The organism is Pseudoalteromonas sp. P1-13-1a, assembly GCF_001401875.1.
Lineage (GTDB): Bacteria > Pseudomonadota > Gammaproteobacteria > Enterobacterales > Alteromonadaceae > Pseudoalteromonas.
The window spans coordinates 17,552-35,137 of sequence record NZ_LKDV01000039.1 but is presented as its reverse complement, the minus strand read 5'-3'; the positions used below and the strand labels follow the sequence as shown (position 1 = coordinate 35,137).

Here is a 17,586-nt window from a genome sequence, read left to right as displayed (position 1 = left end):
GTTATATTCCATTACTTCAACCTTAAAAATTAATTATTACCTTATTTACATTAACATAAAGTAGCTAAGTAAACCTTATCTCACGATACTCATATCATTCCTTATATAAGAGTCAAATTACTATTTACATCAAGTCAGGGAAATCTTAAATGCATTTGATATAAAAAGATGACCGTCTGCTGATCGCTCATAGGGGCCTGTCAGATGAAACCTAAGCCTAATCATTAAAACTCTATAGACTAATGTGAATTGCTTCAAATTAACCGGCTAAAAACGTCTCTATTACCCGCTCTCTAAACCCGCCAAAAGCTTGTAAAAAACTTTCTTCTCGAGGTTTTATTTGCGGCTGGTCGGGTAATCCCCATGAAAATAATAAATCATCAATTTGAGCAATTGGCTGATTATCGGGCCGTGTGGAGCCTGACTTTTTATGAACCTCGGTTCCAAAATACTCATTTGCTATAGCGTTATTTCTTATTAGTACGCATGTGTCAGGTAGCTCTTGGTCGATTCTATTTGCAAAGGTGGTTAGTGTTTCTTCGGCGAGGGTGAATAACCAAGCTTCTTGGTTTGGTGAGCTGTTTACTCTTAATATACGGCCAAGCACCTGCCTAAAATAAAGCTCGGTTTTAACTCTGCTTAAATGGCAACACACTTGCAGCCTAGGTATGTCAGTACCTTCCGACACCATTCCAACGCTTACAATCCATTGTGTGTTGCTAAAGCGAAAATGACTAATTCTCTCGGCAGCATCGCTTTCTTTGTAAGTAACTATGGTTGCTGATTGATGGAAAATATCTGTAAGAACCATCACTATTTGCTCTGCATGCTCAACCGAAGAGGCAACAATTAACCCTGCGGCATTGCTATTCTGCTGCCTAATAGTGGCAAGTTTACTTACCCCTTGAGCAATAATGTAATTGATCACCGCTTCGTGCTTAATTAGATCTTGGTAGGAAATCGATGGATCTTTTAGCAAAGACTTTAATGAATTATAGGTTTTAGTTTCCTGTTTCGTGGTTGTTACCGAAATTTCTTCATTATCAATTAAAACAATTTTAGGGTTACGGCAAACACCATCATTTACCGCCTGTTGCAGCGAGTAAGTGTAATTACATATTATTTTATTATCAGGGTCGCTATAAGTTGCCAGCGCGATAGGAAGAAGGTCAGAGCGCCAAGGTGTGCCTGTCAACGCTAACGTAAAAGCAGCGTGCTGCTGAATGTTTTTAACAATATCTTGGCCCCATACATTGGCATCCTCAATGCTTGAACCAGCACAGTGGTGTATTTCATCAAACACCACTAACACGCGGTTGTTCTTTAATAACTTCCAGTAGTCGTCATTAAAAAAGCGCATATTTTGATAAGTATACGAACAACCAACTGAGCCAATAACACCGTCAAAATTACAATTTAACCGCTTAGCAAACGTCATTCTAATACCATTGGCCACCTCACTAGAGGGTGAAAAGCAAATCACAAATTCTATTTGTTTAGTTTCAAATAAATACGCTGCAACTTCTGCCGCCAATACAGTTTTACCGGCCCCAGGTGTAGCTAAACAAAAAAAGTGCTTATTACTTTGGGAATAATGCTTTTTAACTGCCGATAAGCAGGCTGTTTGCCAACCCCTTAGCATGGTTTTTTTTCTTTTATTTTATTACCCAATAAAGTCTGCAAAGCGTTTATTTTGCCAAGTAATTTAATCGACTTTTCTTTAGCTTGAGTGTGATGCAGTTGCAACTGTTCTTGCAGCTTAGGGTAGCGTGCAGAAAGGCGCTGATACTCTTTAGCTTCTTCAAGTACAGTATTTAAATCAATCTCGTATGTTAATAAATCTTTTTTAAGTTCTTCTTGGTACTCAATAACTTTAACAGTTTCGGTCGAAATATCAGGAACGCTAATATTTGCAGTATCTATTTGTTTTACTTTGCCTCGCCTAGAAGTAGGAACGATTTCTAAACTTGAAAAAAGCTCTGTTGTTGAATATATAACCTCCTTAGCTTCCTTATTTAATTTATTGGTTCGTCTTAAGAGTCCATTTGCAACATTACGAGTTAATTGGCGATATACAAACTTTCGGGTTTCTACTGAATCAGTAAACGTAGGCAGTTCACGTAATAAAGCGTTTTTCGCTTCTGTTACAGTGAAGTTATTCATCTGCTTGATTACCAAAAGAAAATGTAAAAATACATTCATATTCGCTTTTTTACTCATTGCTAAACCTTACTTCTCACCATAAACTTAGGATTCCTAAGTATACATGCTCATGTAAAAACTAGACAATCATTTAAATGTGAGAGTTACCAAGATGAAGCAACGGTGCAGGTTAAATCCTTTTTTACAGAGCGTCTTAAAGAGGCTCGAAAGCGAATGAAAATAAGCCAAAAAGAGTTAGGTATTAAAATAGGGATGGATCCAAGTTCAGCCAGTGGCAGAATGAACCATTACGAAACAGGTCGCCACATGCCCGACTTAGCTACTTTAAAAAAGCTAGCAACCGAGCTAAATGTTCCCGTAAATTACTTTTTTTGTGAGTCAGAAGAAAGCGCAACTCTTGCGTGTTTAATCGAAAAGCTAGATGAAGAAGGCAAGCGAAAACTAATTAAATTACTTGAATCAGAATAGTAAATCTTGTAATTCGAGAAAAATTTTTAGTTTATTTATCATATAAATAAGGATGTTTATGAGAATTATCCCTTTAATACTAGTTACTTTATTTCTATTGGGCTGTGATAGAAAGCCCGCAACTTATGATGAATGTATTCTTGAGAATATGAAAGGCGTTAAAAGTGATGTTGGCGCTAAGTTAATCCATAGGTCTTGTTACGAAAAAAATAAAAAGCAAACCACGCCTAAAGAAATTAAACAACTTGAAGTTAAAGAACGGTTAAACTTAACCGGTCGTGCAAGTTTAGATTATTCAAATTATTATTCCGGCGATATTTACAATGGTAATGAATCAATTACAGTTACAGAGTTAAAGGTTAAAATTACGACTGTAGATGGAAAAAAGGAAACCTCAAGATATTATATTAGTAAGGTTAATATCCCTCCTTTAACGAGTAAAGGCTTTGGTTTCGATATAATTCTAGGTGGAAATGGCTCTGAGTATACATGGGCCATTTCTTCAGCTAAGGGTTATGAAGTAAAACAGCCCTAATTTTAAAGTGAATTATATCGTTTGTAACTATTAGCACAGCGGATTAGTGAGTAGAAACGCAATGAAGACCATACTTTTTCCTCGGAATTTAGGCCGAGATACACTCAAATCTTTTTTTAATGAGTTAGAAGACAACCAGAATACACCAGAAATTTTAATCGATTGCACTACCTTGAAGTTTTCGTACCCAAGTGGGATGCTGATCGCAGGTTCTAAAATTCGAAAATGGATAAAATACAGGAGAGAAAGCGGATTAAGCACAAGAATAAAAGGTCACGATAGTTCTGGCGATGCGCATAGTTATCTTCGCCATTTAGGTTTTTTTGATTTTATTGGTATGGATGAAGGAAATGAAGTTGGTGAGGCTCAAGGTTCCATGACTTACTTACCAATAACCAGAATAGAAAAGCCAGTGTTTGATTTACAAACACAAAATATTCAACAGTGGTATGACGAAATCACAGGTAAGGTCAGGCGCTTTGCAAATTTGCTATCAGGGACGCAACTGGAAACAGAAGAAAATAGGCTTTATCGCTATGCACTAAGAGAGATCGTAAGAAATGTATTTGAGCATTCGTTAACAAATGAATGTTATTTATGTGGGCAACGATGGGTGAATGGGCGTGTTGAAGTCGCTGTAATAGATGAGGGGGTTGGAATATTATCTTCTCTAGGTCGTTCATTTAAATTTGAATCAGAAATAGATGCGTTACTGAATGCTATAAAGCCAGGTGTCTCAGGTACGACAGAAATCGTTGAGTCTGAAAATATTTATAAAAACTCGGGGTTTGGACTATATGTATTAGAGCAATTAGTCTCTTCATTTGGTTGGTTTATGCTCGGTAGCGGCAGTGCAAAAATTGTATCGCAAGGTAGAACCATAAATAAGCAAACCCTTAATTTTGCTGGCACCTACATAGGGCTCAGACTAAACAAGGCGCCAAGCCAATTTTTAGGAATATTTGAAGATATTATTAATATGGGAGAGCATGAAGCTGAAGAGTCTGGAATAAAAGTAAAAGCTTCAGGGATATCTAAGTTAATCTAAAGTTATTTAAGTTTAGCTATAGCATTTTAGTGAATGCTTTATAGCTAATATTTTTATAGTTTCCGTAAATAAAAATATAGTTTAGAAAGAGCCATTCTCTTGAGGGGATAATACATACAATTACTCCGATCTTTTAATACCAATTTATTACTAATTAACACTCAAAAAAACACGACCTTTGCGGTATGATAAGCCAATAATTTATATTGATATTCTTGCAAAGAGAGACCACATGGACGCTGCATCAAAAAAGCCTGCTACAAAAAAAGCCACAAAAAAAACACAAGTCGGGTTTGAAGAATCCCTTTGGGATGCTGCCAATAAACTGCGCGGCAGTGTTGAATCAGCCGAATACAAGCACATTGTTTTAAGCTTAATCTTTCTTAAATTTATTAGTGACAAGTTTGAAGGGCGTAAAAAAGCCATTATTGCCGAGTACGGTGATGAATACATCGACATGGTCGACTTTTATGCGATGGATAACGTGTTTTATCTACCAGAAGACGCACGCTGGTCGTATATTCAAGCCAACGCCAAGCAAGGCGATATAGCCGTTAAAATAGATACCGCACTGCACGCGGTTGAAAAAAACAATAAATCACTCACGGGCGCATTGCCCGATAACTACTTTTCACGTTTAGGGCTTGATGCCAGTAAGCTCTCGGCGCTTATCGATACCATTAATAATATCGACACCATTGCCAACCAAAACGAAAAAACAGAAGAAGATTTAGTCGGCCGTGTGTACGAATACTTTTTAGGTAAATTTGCCGCATCTGAAGGTAAAGGCGGGGGCGAGTTCTATACACCTAAGTCAATTGTTACCCTAATCGCCGATATGATAGAACCGTTCGAAGGCAAAATTTACGACCCATGTTGTGGCTCGGGCGGTATGTTTGTGCAATCGCTTAAGTTTATTAATAGCCATAACGGTAACCAAAAAAATGTGTCTATTTATGGGCAAGAGTACACTAACACCACTTATAAACTGGCTAAAATGAACCTAGCCGTGCGCGGTATTTCGGGCAACTTGGGCGATGTAGCAGGCGATACCTTTTTTAAAGACCAACACCCCGACCTAAAAGCCGATTACATCATGGCAAACCCGCCGTTTAACCAAAAACAGTGGCGCGCCGATAACGAGCTAGTTGACGATGCCCGTTGGGCAGGTTACCCAACACCGCCAACCGGTAATGCTAACTATGCGTGGATCATGCACATGATCTCAAAATTGAGCGAACATGGCACCGCAGGCTTTGTATTGGCTAATGGCTCAATGAGTTCAAACACCAGTGGCGAGGGCGATATTCGCCAAAAAATAATCGAAAACGATTTGGTCGATTGTATGATAGCCCTACCAGGACAGTTGTTTTACACCACGCAAATTCCCGTGTGTTTATGGTTTATAAGTAAAGATAAACGCGGTAATAACGAAAAAGGCATTCTAAAACGCCGCGACCGCCAAGGCGAAACGCTATTTATAGACGCCCGTGAAATGGGCTCTATGGTTAACCGCACCTTAAAAGAGCTCACCAACGACGACATAGCTAAAATAACCGAAACCTACCATATTTGGCGCGGCGAAGAGCTAGCCATAAATCAAGAACAAGAATATGCGGATATCGCCGGTTACTGTAAATCAGCTACCTTTGCCGACATTAAAGCTAACGACTATGTACTAACTCCAGGGCGCTATGTAGGCGCTGCTGATATTGCAGACGATGGCATTCCGTTTGAGACTAAAATGAGCGAACTTAGCCAAACGCTTTATAGCCAAATGAACCAAAGTGATGAGCTTGATAAAGCGATTCGTAAGAATTTGGAGGCGTTGGGTTATGGGGAGTAATTGGAAAATATGTGAATTAGATAAAGTTATTAAAAAACGAAATCAAGGAGTTAATACCACAACAGAAAAAGTTAAATATTCATCTGAAGGAATTATTGTAATCAGAGCGAACAATATTTTATCGGGTAGAATAGATTACCGAGATTGTGCTTTTGTCGATGAAGAAACATTCAGTAGAATTAAAGATACTTGTAAACCTAGAAAGGGAGATGTTTTATATACAAATATCGGAAGTCAATTTGGTACTGCTGCAAAAGTAAACGTTGATTTTGAGTTTGCCATCGCTTGGAATGTTTTGCGAATTCAAACTAGTAACGAAGTAGATTCAGATTTTCTAGTTTATTTGTTAAATAATCCTGTTCATAAAAGATATATTCAATCTCTTAATTCGTCTTCTACGATGCCGTTTGTCAGCGGGAAAGTCGTTGGTGGGGTAGCATTTAAATTTCCAAGTATTGCCGAACAAATAAAAATAAAAAATGTATTAAAACCATTTGAGCATAGAATAGAGCTCAACCGTCAAACCAACCAAACCTTAGAGCAAATGGCGCAGGCGTTATTTAAAAGCTGGTTTGTTGATTTTGATCCTGTATTTGATAACCTCCTTGCTAGCGTTGATTTTAAGTTAGAAAACCTTGAAACTAGTCTGCCTGACGAGTTAAAACAAAAAGCACAGCGCCGCTTAGCGGCACTGAACAGCTTAGAAAATGCGGCTGAAATAAAAACCTCACTCAGTGCGCTCGCTCACGAGTTACAAGCACAGCTACCAACAAAAGAAGCAACACAAGCAGCAGTGCAAGTATCAGAAAAAGCCGCTGAAACACCGGTTAAAGCAAACTTTAACGGCAACCCTAAAATATTAGCGCAACACGCCAACACCCACGCTCACTTCCCCAATGAGTTCGAACAAAACGAACAACTAGGCTGGATTCCAAAGGGCTGGGAAGTGGAGTCAATTTATGAATCAATTGATATAGTATACGGTGCTCCTTTCAAATCTAAGCAATTCAATAATGATGCTATAGGGCACCCTATTATTCGTATTCGAGATCTAAAAACAGGGTCTCCACAAAATTGGAGTGATGAGCTACATCCAAAGCGGACGCTAATAAAAGCAGGGGACATTGTTGTTGGAATGGATGCAGAATTTAGAGCAACAGTCTGGTCAGGAGAAGATGGTTTTTTAAACCAGCGCTTATTTTTAGCTAAAGGAAGAAAAAAATATATTAGTAATTTATTCATCAAATACTCATTAGCTCCACTTTTAGCATTTCAAGAACATACCCAAGTTGGTACAACTGTTGCACACTTGGGTAAAAAAGAAATTGATCGTTTCGAAATTCTAATGCCTTCAAATTCGATTCTTAAGCAATCTTCTGATTTTTTTGAAGATATTAAAGATAAAATTGTTCAGAATTATAAGTCTACGACTCAGTTAACGAAGCTCCGCGACACGCTACTACCCAAACTCATCTCTGGTGAACTACAAATACCCGATGTAGCCATTGATGAAGAAGTAGTCGATTAATAGCTTTAGCTAAGCGTTTAAAGGTGAATACAAAAAGAATAAGGATGTTTGATGAAATTTACTGAAGCCAAATTAGAACAAGCGGTGGTTGAGCTATTAGGCGAGCAAGGCTACCCGCATTTATTAGGTGGTGAGCTTAGCCGTAATAACAGCGAGGTACTAATTAAAGAAGACCTCCGTGCTTTTTTAACCAAGCGTTACGCTAAAAATAATATTACAACAGGTGAAGTAGACTCAATAATTGCAAAGCTTGAAAAGCTGCCAGCCAGTGATTTATACGAGAGTAATAAAACCTTTTGTAACTGGCTCAGTGATGGCTTTTTACTGACACGCGAGCGTGGCAGGGTAGCAGGCAGCGCAGCGCAAAAAGATTTGTATATTCAGCTGCTTGACTACGACAACGTTGAGCAAGGCATTAAAAGTAGCCTAATAGCAGGCAGTGCGATGGCAGCTTTGGATAATATGGCTCTCGATAACGTGAATGAAGCAAGCGTGACTTACCTGCAAGATGACAATATTTATCGCTTTGTTACTCAGTTAGAAATAGAAAGCCCCACAAGTTACGACAATATTGAACTGCGTATTCCCGATGGCATTTTATATGTGAATGGCTTGCCATTGGTGGTGTTTGAATTTAAAAGCGCAATACGCGAGCAAGCCCCAATTTTTGAAGCCTATGAGCAATTAACTGTGCGGTATAAACGTGCTATTCCGCAGTTATTTGTGTTTAATACCTTGTGCGTTATAAGCGATGGCGTAAACAATAAAATGGGTAACTTATTTGCGCCGTATCAGTTTTTTTACTCGTGGGGTAAAGTAACGGGGCAAGAGCTCACTGCGCAAGAGGGGATTAACTCGTTACATACCTTATTGCAGGGCTTGTTTGATAAAGCGCGCTTGCGCGATGTAATGCGCAATTTTGTATTTTTCCCTGACTCTGATAATAAAAACGCGGGCAAAAAAGAGATAAAAATTGTTCCGCGTTACCCGCAATATTATGCGGCTAATAAACTGTTTGAAAATATAAAACTGCATTTAAAGCCACAAGGCGATGGTAAAGGCGGTACGTATTTTGGCGCAACGGGGTGCGGTAAAAGTTACACCATGCAATTTTTAACACGCTTATTGATGAAAAGCGTTGAACTTAAAAGCCCCACCATTATTTTAATTACCGACCGAACCGATTTAGACGATCAACTTTCGCAGCAGTTTGGTAATGCTAAAACCTACATTGGCGATGATACGGTAAAAACTGTTACCAGCCGTACTCACTTACGTGAGTTACTAGAAGGCCGTAACAGTGGCGGTGTGTTTTTAACGACTATTCATAAGTTTACCGAAGACACCCAGTTATTAACTGATCGCACTAACGTTATTTGTATTTCTGATGAGGCGCATCGTAGCCAAGTTAATCTTGATCAAAAAATTACCATTACCGAAAAAGGTGTAAAAAAGACCTTTGGTTTTGCTAAATACCTGCATGACTCATTGCCGAACGCTACCTATGTTGGTTTTACAGGCACCCCAGTAGATGCGACTTTAGATGTATTTGGTGAAGTGGTTGACTCGTACACCATGACGGAGTCGGTTAAAGATGAAATAACCGTACGCATTGTTTACGAAGGCCGTGCCGCTAAGGTGTGTTTAAACAACAGCAAGCTGGCAGAAATTGAAGCCTATTACAAAGAATGCGCCGATGCAGGCAGCAATGAGCTGCAAATAGAAGACAGTAAAAAAGCCACCGCTAACATGAATAGCATTTTAGGCGATCCTGACCGCATACGTGTATTAGCAAGAGACTTTGTTGAACATTACGAAAAACGCGTTGAGGAAGGCTCTACGGTTGCAGGAAAGGCTATGTTTGTGTGTAGCTCGCGCGGTATTGCCTATCAGCTGTATCAAGAGCTAGAAGAACTACGCCCACAGTGGTTTGATGTAGTAGATACCGATGACGCGCAAAAACTATCAGATACCGAGCGAAAGCGCGCCATTAGCGAAGGCCGTATTGCAGCGCCTTCTGAAAAAGTAAAAATGGTAATGACGCGTGGCAAAGACGACGTTGAACGCCTATATAATTTACTTGGCAGTAAAGACGAGCGTAAAGAGCTTGATAAGCAATTTAAAAACAAAAACTCAAACTTTAAAATAGCCATAGTGGTAGACATGTGGCTAACCGGTTTTGATGTGCCATTTTTAGATACCATGTACATAGATAAGCCACTGCAAAAGCACAGCTTAATACAAACTATTTCGCGGGTTAATCGCCAGTTTGAAGGCAAAGATAAAGGCCTAGTGGTTGACTACATTGGTATAAAATCTGAAATGAATAAAGCCTTAGCGCAGTATTCAAAAACAGATGAAACCAATTTTGAAGACATTACCGCCTCGGTTATTGAGGTAAAAAACCATTTAGCGCTACTTGCCGATCTATTTCATAAATTTGACAGTAGCCCTTACTTTACCGGCGAAGCCGTTGCTCAATTAAACTGCTTAAACCACGCCGCCGAGTTTGCAATGATTACCGAAAAACGCCAAAAGCGCTTTATGGATTTAGTTAAGCGTTTAAAAGCCGCTTATGATGTATGTTGCGGTAGTGAAAAAATTAACGAAAACGAGCGTAACCACATTCACTTTTACCTCGCCATTCGCTCTATTATTTACAAGCTAACCAAAGGCGAAGCGCCCGATACTGCGCAAATGAACGCCAAAGTGCGTGAAATGATAAGCGAGGCCCTGCAAAGCGACGGCGTAGAAGAAGTATTTAAACTCGGCAATGAAGATGGCGGCGAAATTGATATTTTTAATGACGACTACATCGCTAAAATAGAAAAAATAAAACTCCCCAATACCAAAATTAAAATACTGCAACAAATGCTAGCTAAAGCCATAGGCGAGCTTAAAAAAGTGAACCAAACCCAAGGTATCGACTTTACTAAACGCTTTGAATCGCTGGTACAGCGCTACAACGAACGAAAAGAAGATGACGTATTGGTAAGTAGTGTACTTGATGACTTTTCAGAAAGCATGGTTGATATGATTTACAGCGTACGCGACGAAATGAACGCAGGCGACGAGCTAGGCATTGATATTGAAGAAAAAGGCTTTTACGACGCATTAAAAGCGCTTGCAGTTAAATACGACTTTGACTACCCCGAAGAAAAGCTAATAGAGCTGGCCCAAGCGGTAAAAGTAATTGTAGATGACAAGGTAAAATTTGTAGATTGGAATAACCGAGACGACATTAAATCATCGCTCAAAGTCGAGCTGATTTTAATACTCGCTAAATTTAAATACCCACCAATCAGCCGCGATGAAGTGTATAAAGAAATATTTGAGCAAGCGCAGAGTTTTAAAATTAGTAGGGCTAAAGATAATTAGAGGAAACTATAATTGTGAATCAGTGGGCGCTTTGAAAGTTAAATAGAGTTTATAGCTTACTCTATAACTCACTAAAATTATTTTTAAATTAGTACAAGAGGTAGACCTGTTTTACCTTGCAATAATACTCTCAAAACTTAAACAAAAAGGAATTTGACTAATGACAAAAAACTACGAAATTACTAAAGGTGGTTTTACTGTAAAAGATACAAAAACAAATCATATTTTAAAGGTAACTTACAAGAGTGGTGTTTATCAGGGAGTTGTTACAATGCCTGAGCAAAGCATACAGTTACCCTTATCGGATTGGAAAAAAGGAGAAAACCCTTTTCGTAATGATACTTGCTTCGAGGGGAGACAAACAGGCTATTCACCACAAGGGTACTGGTGGTTCAGAATAAATACGTCGCTACCTTTTAGTCAAATTTTGGCAGAAGTTGAAGCATTGAGTAATACGGGTGGTTTTTTAAAAAAATTATTCATGCCAAAGACTAAAAATAAAGTAAAGCTCCTAGATGTTGTAAAAAAGCAGAATCAAACGGGTTATATTTTTGTTGATATAATTAATGATCTAGGCGAATCAACAGAGGGTATCATGGCTAGTTCAAAGCTGATCCAGATGACCTACGGTTACGCTAGGAGGGCTGCTGCAATTGCACTTTACCTTCAAGGTTTAATTGATAAAGATGGGTATGATCACAATTTGTCATTCTTTAAGGCCATACAGTTAAAGACTGAACAGTCAGTTGATTTTCAAGAGCAAGCCTTTACTCATGCTATTGAGTTTATGCAAACATATAATCCTATTATTACCCGCATGCTAGTAAAACAAATGGCTATGATAGCTCAAGACTTTGAAGTTCCTGATGAAAAATTAAATGATGAAGAGCTGATGAGTATAATTATGGAAACTTATACAAATTAGCTTAATCATTTGTTTTTCTTTTTTGTTAAAGAATTTCAACCAACCTAATAAAAGACAATAAGGGTTATCCAATGACAAGATCCAAACTACAGCGAATAGCATTTGTTCAACTATCGCCAAATGGTAAGTTGTACCCTATGCAGTGTGATAGGGAGGATCTTGGAAATGGAGACGATGTAGAGGTTTTAATGTCGGTAGGCTCAGAAAATGAGCGTTATCTTGAGGGAAAAATAATTTCAGTCTCTTATGAAAGGTGGAATTGCAGCTGTTATGTAGTTAATCATTTAGATGAAGTCAGCTATGAAATTGAAAATAGTGAATTTATTAGAACTGTTAATCTAGCAGAAAAGCCATAATCTTATATAGCATCACTAAAGTCAGGAATCGTCTATAGGGTAACTTTACAATAATATACATTGATAATGTGACTTGCATATTAAATAGGATAGGTTTACCTTTATGCTTAGGATTTCTAAGTTTTAAGGCGTTGAATGGCTCTTCTATTTTCCCCCAAGGCTCGGGCATTTTCTGACGAATCGCTGGAAAGTTACTTGTTACGGGTCGTTTCAGAGAATTTTTTTGACTCGTATGAAGGGCTAAGCTTAGCTATTCGCGAAGAGCTACATGAGCTTGATTTTGAGGCGCATGGTGCATTCCCGATAGATTTAAAAAGGCTCAACGTTTATCACGCCAAGCATAATAGCCACTTTAGAATGCGGGCTTTAGGGCTACTGGAAACGCTACTAGATTTACCTCGATACGAGTTACAAAAACTGGCTTTGTTTAAGTCAGATATTAAATTTAACTCCTCAACTGCCTTATACAAAAATGGCGTAGATATTCCCCATAAATTTATTCGTTACCACCCAGAAGATGCCGTTGATTCAATCCCTGTATGCCCACAATGTCTTGCTGAAGAAGCTTACATAAAACAAAGCTGGCACATAAAATGGGTAAATGCGTGCACTAAACATCAGTGTGCTTTGCTACACAACTGCCCAGAATGCTGTGCTCCAATTAACTATATCGAGAATGAGTCAATCACTCATTGCTTATGCGGTTTTGAGCTAACTTGCGCTAGTACCTCACTTATAAATACTTTAAGCATTGAGCACTTAAATAAATTTCTGGATAAAAGTGAGCGCAACGATAGTAACTCGCTATTTAACAACACTACTCTTACAGAACGCTTTGCTGCGCTCCTTTGGTATCAGGAGCGGTATTCTCAAACAGATAACTTTTGCTTAGATGACGCTGTGGATTATTTTAGTAAGTGGCCAGCAGTTTTTTACAAAGAGCTTGATGAATTAAGTAAAAATGCAGAAATGAAGCTAATAGATTTGTTTAATAAAACAGAGTTTAAGTTTATTTTTGGGGATGCTATTTTGGCTTGTCCGAGTACTCAAAAGCAGAGGGAACATCACTTTATTTATAGGGCTCTATTAGATTATTTAGTTACTTTGGTTGAGAGTAATCCTAAAACTAAAAAGCCAAATACAGCTGACTTATTGGTAAGCGTATTAGAGGCTGCAACTTTGTTAGGCACTTCAGTAGAGCAGGTTTATAGGTTGTACCAAGATGGTATTTTGCAAACGGCGTCTCGTCATAAAATGAACCAGCGGATCAACCCTTATAAGGGCGTGTTTTTTTTAAGGCATGTTATAGAGTACAAAACCAGTTTTGGAAATGACAAAGCTAGAATGTATTTGTCGGCATGGTGAGTATATGCATTTAAAAGAACTGTTAGAAATTACAGACACCACTGAGCGAGATAGTTTATTACGTCGTGCTTTTAGCCCTTATACGGCAATGATTGATATAACAGGCAGCGAAGCCATTGCTCTGATTATTTTGTTAAACCTGACTTACCGGAAAAACCAAATTGATGACTTACTAGATAAGCAGCTAGCAAAACAGGCTTTAAAAAGTGAAGACCATATTAATAAATGTATTAAGGAAATAGCGTGGTTTCATACTCATAATTTAAAGTACCCTGATATTAGAGTAAGTAAGCAAAATTTAGCTGTAGCGCCTCCACAATTACACTCTTATGTTTTGAGTAGTGCTAACTACCCTAAAGCCTATGGCTGGTCACATGACGCTGCTAAAGTTAATTTTGCTAAATTATTTGTTAGTTACTTTAAATGGCAAAATCAAGACTGTTGTTTGGCACAAGTATTAGCTACGAACTCGGATAACTGGAAATCCGCATTTACCTCTCTTGGGTTATCCGTTAAGGCATTTAAAAGCTTATGCGTAACCATTAAAAAATCATTGCCTGAAGAGGCTATTCCCGACTCTGTTGACCGCTACTCTCGCCAAATTAGAATGCCTTATCATGATGGTTACTTAGCTGTTACGCCTGTAATTAGCCAGGTTGTTCAATCAAAAATTCAACAGGCGGCAATTGATAAACGAGCTCGATTTAGCAATGTAGAGTTTACGCGTCCTGCTGCTGTCAGTATGTTAGCTGCTTCCTTAGGTGGTGTTGTTAATGTGCTTAATTACCCTCCTTATATACGAAATAAATATCATGGTTTAAGTAACTCACGAGCATTTAAATTAAACAATGGGCAAACAGTATTTAACGTTGAGGCACTATTAAAGCCGGAATTAATTAAAGCTTTAGAAGGTATTATATTTAGTAATAATGCGCTGGCTCTTAAACAGCGTAGACAACAAAAAGTAAAAAATATTAGAGATGTAAGAAGTACGCTTTTAGAGTGGTTTTCACCTATATATGAGTGGCGCTTGGACGCTATTGAGAATGGGCATGACTTAGAACAGCTTGAGAGTGCTTCAGAGCAACTAGAGTATAAAATACTATCGCTACCCGACAATGAACTCCCTTCGCTAACGATTCCTTTATTTAGGTTACTAAATGAAATGCTTGGCGGTGTGAGCATGACACAAAGGTATGCTTTTCATCCTAAATTAATGAGCCCTTTAAAAGCAGCTTTACAATGGCTACTTATTAATCTTACAGATCAAAAAAATGAACTGATTGAAGAAGATGATGAACATTATCGCTATCTACATTTAAGCGGTATACGCGTGTTTGATGCGCAAGCGTTATCGAACCCTTACTGCTCAGGTATTCCATCTTTAACCGCTGTTTGGGGTATGATTCACAGCTACCAAAGAAAACTTAATGAGGCGCTAGGAACAAATGTACGGTTCACATCTTTTTCTTGGTTTATAAGAGATTACTCTGCGGTTGCAGGGAAAAAGCTTCCTGAACTCAGCCTGCAAGGTGCTCAGCAAAATAAGCTTAAGCGACCAGGAATTATTGATGGCAAATACTGTGATTTGATATTTGATTTAATAATACACATTGATGGTTATGAAGATGATTTACAGGCAGTAGATAGTGAGCCAGGTATTTTGAAAGCGCATTTTCCATCTAACTTTGCAGGTGGTGTTATGCATCAGCCTGAGCTTAATTCAAATATAAATTGGTGCTGTTTGTATAGTAATGAAAATCAGTTATTTGAAAAGTTAAGGCGACTCCCTTTATCTGGTTGTTGGGTTATGCCAACTGAGCACAAAATACAGGATTTAGATGAGCTACTCTTATTATCAAATAGTTATTCTAAACTAAGCCCATCTATGATGGGGTATATGTTACTCACTGAACCGATGGCTAGAGTTGGATCACTTGAAAGACTGCATTGTTATGCTGAACCAGCAATAGGAGTGGTGAAATACGAAACGGCCATTAGTGTTAGGTTAAAAGGTATTGGTAACTATTTTAATAGCGCTTTTTGGGTGCTAGATGCACAAGAAAAGTTTATGCTAATGAAAAAATTTTAACCGGAAAATACTTAATGGAACTATGTAATATATTAAAATATGATCGCTCGCTTTATCCTGGTAAAGCTGTGTTTTTTTATAAAACGGCTGACTCTGATTTTGTTCCTCTAGAGGCTGATGTTAATAAAGTTAGAGGCCCTAAATCTGGTTTTACTGAAGCATTCACCCCGCAGTTTTCACCAAAAAACATCTCGCCTCAGGACTTAACGCATAATAATATATTAACTCTAGAAGAGTGTTATGTACCTCCAAATGTGGAACATATATTTTGTCGGTTTTCTTTAAGGGTTCAGGCTAACTCGTTAGCTCCTTCAGGCTGTAGTGATCCAGAGGTTTTTTCTTTATTAAAAGAGCTGGCAGAAACATTTAAAGAGTGTGGTGGTTATAAAGAGTTAGCCACTCGTTATTGCAGAAATATTTTATTAGGTACATGGCTTTGGCGTAATCAAAACACCGGCAACACTCAAATTGAAATTAAAACCAGCAAAGGGAGTTGTTATTTAATCGATAACACCCGTAAGTTAGCTTGGGAAAGTAAGTGGGCTTCTGATGATCAAAAAGTATTGGAAGAGCTTAGTAATGAAATTGAGAGCGCATTAACTGATCCCAATGTGTTTTGGAGTGCTGATATAACCGCGAAAATAGAAGCCTCATTTTGCCAAGAGATTTACCCAAGCCAAATTCTTACCGACAAGGTTAAGCAAGGAGAGGCCTCTAAACAGTTTGTAAAAGCTAAGTGTGCAGATGGCCGTTACGCTGTAAGTTTTAATTCAGTAAAAATAGGTGCAGCGCTTCAGTCAATTGATGATTGGTGGGATGAGGATGCAAGTAAAAGATTACGAGTGCATGAGTTTGGTGCAGATAAAGAAATAGGTATTGCCCGACGTCCTCCCGATTCAGAGCAGAACTTTTATTCTATTTTCAAAAACACAGAATGGTATTTGTCAGCCCTTAAAAATTGCATTACTAATAAAAATGAAAATATAGACCCAGGTATTTATTATTTATTTTCTGTATTGATTAAGGGCGGAATGTTCCAGAAAAAAACAGAGGCTAAAAAGGCGTAGTTATGCAAAGGTATTACTTCACAGTCCACTTTTTACCTAAACAAGCTAATCTAGCGCTGTTAACTGGCCGTTGTATTTCTATCATGCATGGGTTTATTTTGAAGCATAATATTGAAGGAATGGGGGTTACGTTTCCTGCATGGTCGGATTCATCAATTGGTAATGTAATTGCTTTTGTTCACAAGGATATGGAGATTTTAAACAGCCTTAAAGAGCAGACGTATTTTGTGGACATGCAAGATTGTGGTTTTTTTAAATTAAGCCAAGTTTTAGCCGTTCCTGACATTTGCGAAGAAGTACGTTTTATACGTAATCAGGCGGTAGCAAAAATATTTACAGGTGAAAGTAGAAGAAGATTAAAGCGCCTGCAAAAAAGAGCCTTAGCAAGAGGTGAAGACTTTAATCCTAAAAAGCTCGTAGCTCCAAGAGAGGTTGATATTTTTCATAGGATAGCTATGACTAGTAAGAGTTCACAAGAAGATTATATTCTTCATATTCAAAAGCAAAATGCCGACTGCCAAGCAGAGCCAACCTTTAGTAATTATGGTTTTTCCTCAAATGAAAAGTTTAAAGGCACGGTTCCTGATTTATCACCCTTAATAGAGAGTAATTAACCTTTATTTATAACGTTATCATAAGTCATTGATATTAAAGTTCTTTGAACATGCATTAAAAATGTGGATAAAATTGAATTTGCTTTTTAATTATATGAATTATATAAATAAGATTAGCTATCTTTATAGTGACCTGCCGTATAGGCAGCTGAGAATTACGATGGCGGATGGATAAATGCAGCGTTAGAGTGACCTGCCGTA

General features: G+C 38.1%; 14 protein-coding genes. 12 read left to right on the top strand and 2 right to left on the bottom strand.

From position 1 onward, the window contains the following. Positions 1-259 precede the first annotated feature (259 nt). Together AN391_RS17870 and AN391_RS17865 are read right to left on the bottom strand one after the other, a co-directional pair. A complete protein-coding gene (locus AN391_RS17870) occupies positions 260-1,642 on the bottom strand; it encodes a DEAD/DEAH box helicase (protein WP_055016651.1) in 1,383 nt (460 codons plus the stop codon). After that, a complete protein-coding gene (locus AN391_RS17865; protein ID WP_055016650.1) occupies positions 1,636-2,220 on the bottom strand; it encodes a hypothetical protein in 585 nt (194 codons plus the stop codon). Before AN391_RS17865 ends, AN391_RS17870 begins: the two co-directional genes overlap by 7 nt. Positions 2,221-2,376: 156 nt before the next feature. Here AN391_RS17865 and AN391_RS17860 point away from each other — a divergent pair, with 156 nt between their 5' ends. The 12 genes from AN391_RS17860 to cas6f all read left to right on the top strand — a co-directional run bounded on the left by AN391_RS17860 (position 2,377) and on the right by cas6f (position 17,385). After that, on the top strand, positions 2,377-2,631 hold the full coding sequence (locus AN391_RS17860; protein ID WP_055016649.1) for a helix-turn-helix domain-containing protein: 255 nt from the start codon (positions 2,377-2,379) through the stop codon (positions 2,629-2,631). A 58-nt stretch (positions 2,632-2,689) separates the two neighbouring features. Continuing rightward, on the top strand, positions 2,690-3,166 hold the full coding sequence (locus tag AN391_RS17855; protein ID WP_055016648.1) for a hypothetical protein: 477 nt from the start codon (positions 2,690-2,692) through the stop codon (positions 3,164-3,166). 61 nt (positions 3,167-3,227) lie between these two features. Then, the gene (locus AN391_RS17850; protein WP_055016647.1) at positions 3,228-4,214 is read left to right on the top strand and encodes a sensor histidine kinase; all 987 of its coding nucleotides are present in this window, start codon (positions 3,228-3,230) and stop codon (positions 4,212-4,214) included. A gap of 232 nt (positions 4,215-4,446) precedes the next feature. Beyond that, positions 4,447-6,060: a class I SAM-dependent DNA methyltransferase gene (locus AN391_RS17845; RefSeq protein ID WP_055016646.1), complete on the top strand. Its 1,614-nt coding sequence runs from the start codon at positions 4,447-4,449 to the stop codon at positions 6,058-6,060. Further along, positions 6,050-7,588: a restriction endonuclease subunit S gene (locus AN391_RS17840; RefSeq protein ID WP_055016645.1), complete on the top strand. Its 1,539-nt coding sequence runs from the start codon at positions 6,050-6,052 to the stop codon at positions 7,586-7,588. Before AN391_RS17845 ends, AN391_RS17840 begins: the two co-directional genes overlap by 11 nt. A gap of 51 nt (positions 7,589-7,639) precedes the next feature. Further along, complete coding sequence (locus AN391_RS17835; protein ID WP_055016644.1) at positions 7,640-10,966, top strand: type I restriction endonuclease subunit R; 3,327 nt, start codon at positions 7,640-7,642, stop codon at positions 10,964-10,966. Between the two features lie 160 nt (positions 10,967-11,126). Beyond that, entirely contained in the window at positions 11,127-11,891 is a 765-nt protein-coding gene (locus AN391_RS17830) for a hypothetical protein (RefSeq protein ID WP_055016643.1), read from the top strand. Between the two features lie 71 nt (positions 11,892-11,962). Next, positions 11,963-12,247, top strand: coding sequence for a hypothetical protein (locus AN391_RS17825; protein ID WP_055016642.1), 285 nt, complete (start codon positions 11,963-11,965; stop codon positions 12,245-12,247). 135 nt (positions 12,248-12,382) lie between these two features. Next, a complete protein-coding gene (locus AN391_RS17820) occupies positions 12,383-13,612 on the top strand; it encodes a TniQ family protein (protein ID WP_055016641.1) in 1,230 nt (409 codons plus the stop codon). 4 nt (positions 13,613-13,616) lie between these two features. Next, positions 13,617-15,704, top strand: coding sequence for a type I-F CRISPR-associated protein Csy2 (locus AN391_RS17815; protein ID WP_055016640.1), 2,088 nt, complete (start codon positions 13,617-13,619; stop codon positions 15,702-15,704). A gap of 14 nt (positions 15,705-15,718) precedes the next feature. Further along, complete coding sequence (gene csy3, locus AN391_RS17810; protein ID WP_055016639.1) at positions 15,719-16,771, top strand: type I-F CRISPR-associated protein Csy3; 1,053 nt, start codon at positions 15,719-15,721, stop codon at positions 16,769-16,771. Positions 16,772-16,773: 2 nt separating this feature from the next. Continuing rightward, positions 16,774-17,385: a type I-F CRISPR-associated endoribonuclease Cas6/Csy4 gene (cas6f, locus tag AN391_RS17805; RefSeq protein ID WP_055016638.1), complete on the top strand. Its 612-nt coding sequence runs from the start codon at positions 16,774-16,776 to the stop codon at positions 17,383-17,385. Positions 17,386-17,586 lie beyond the last annotated feature (201 nt).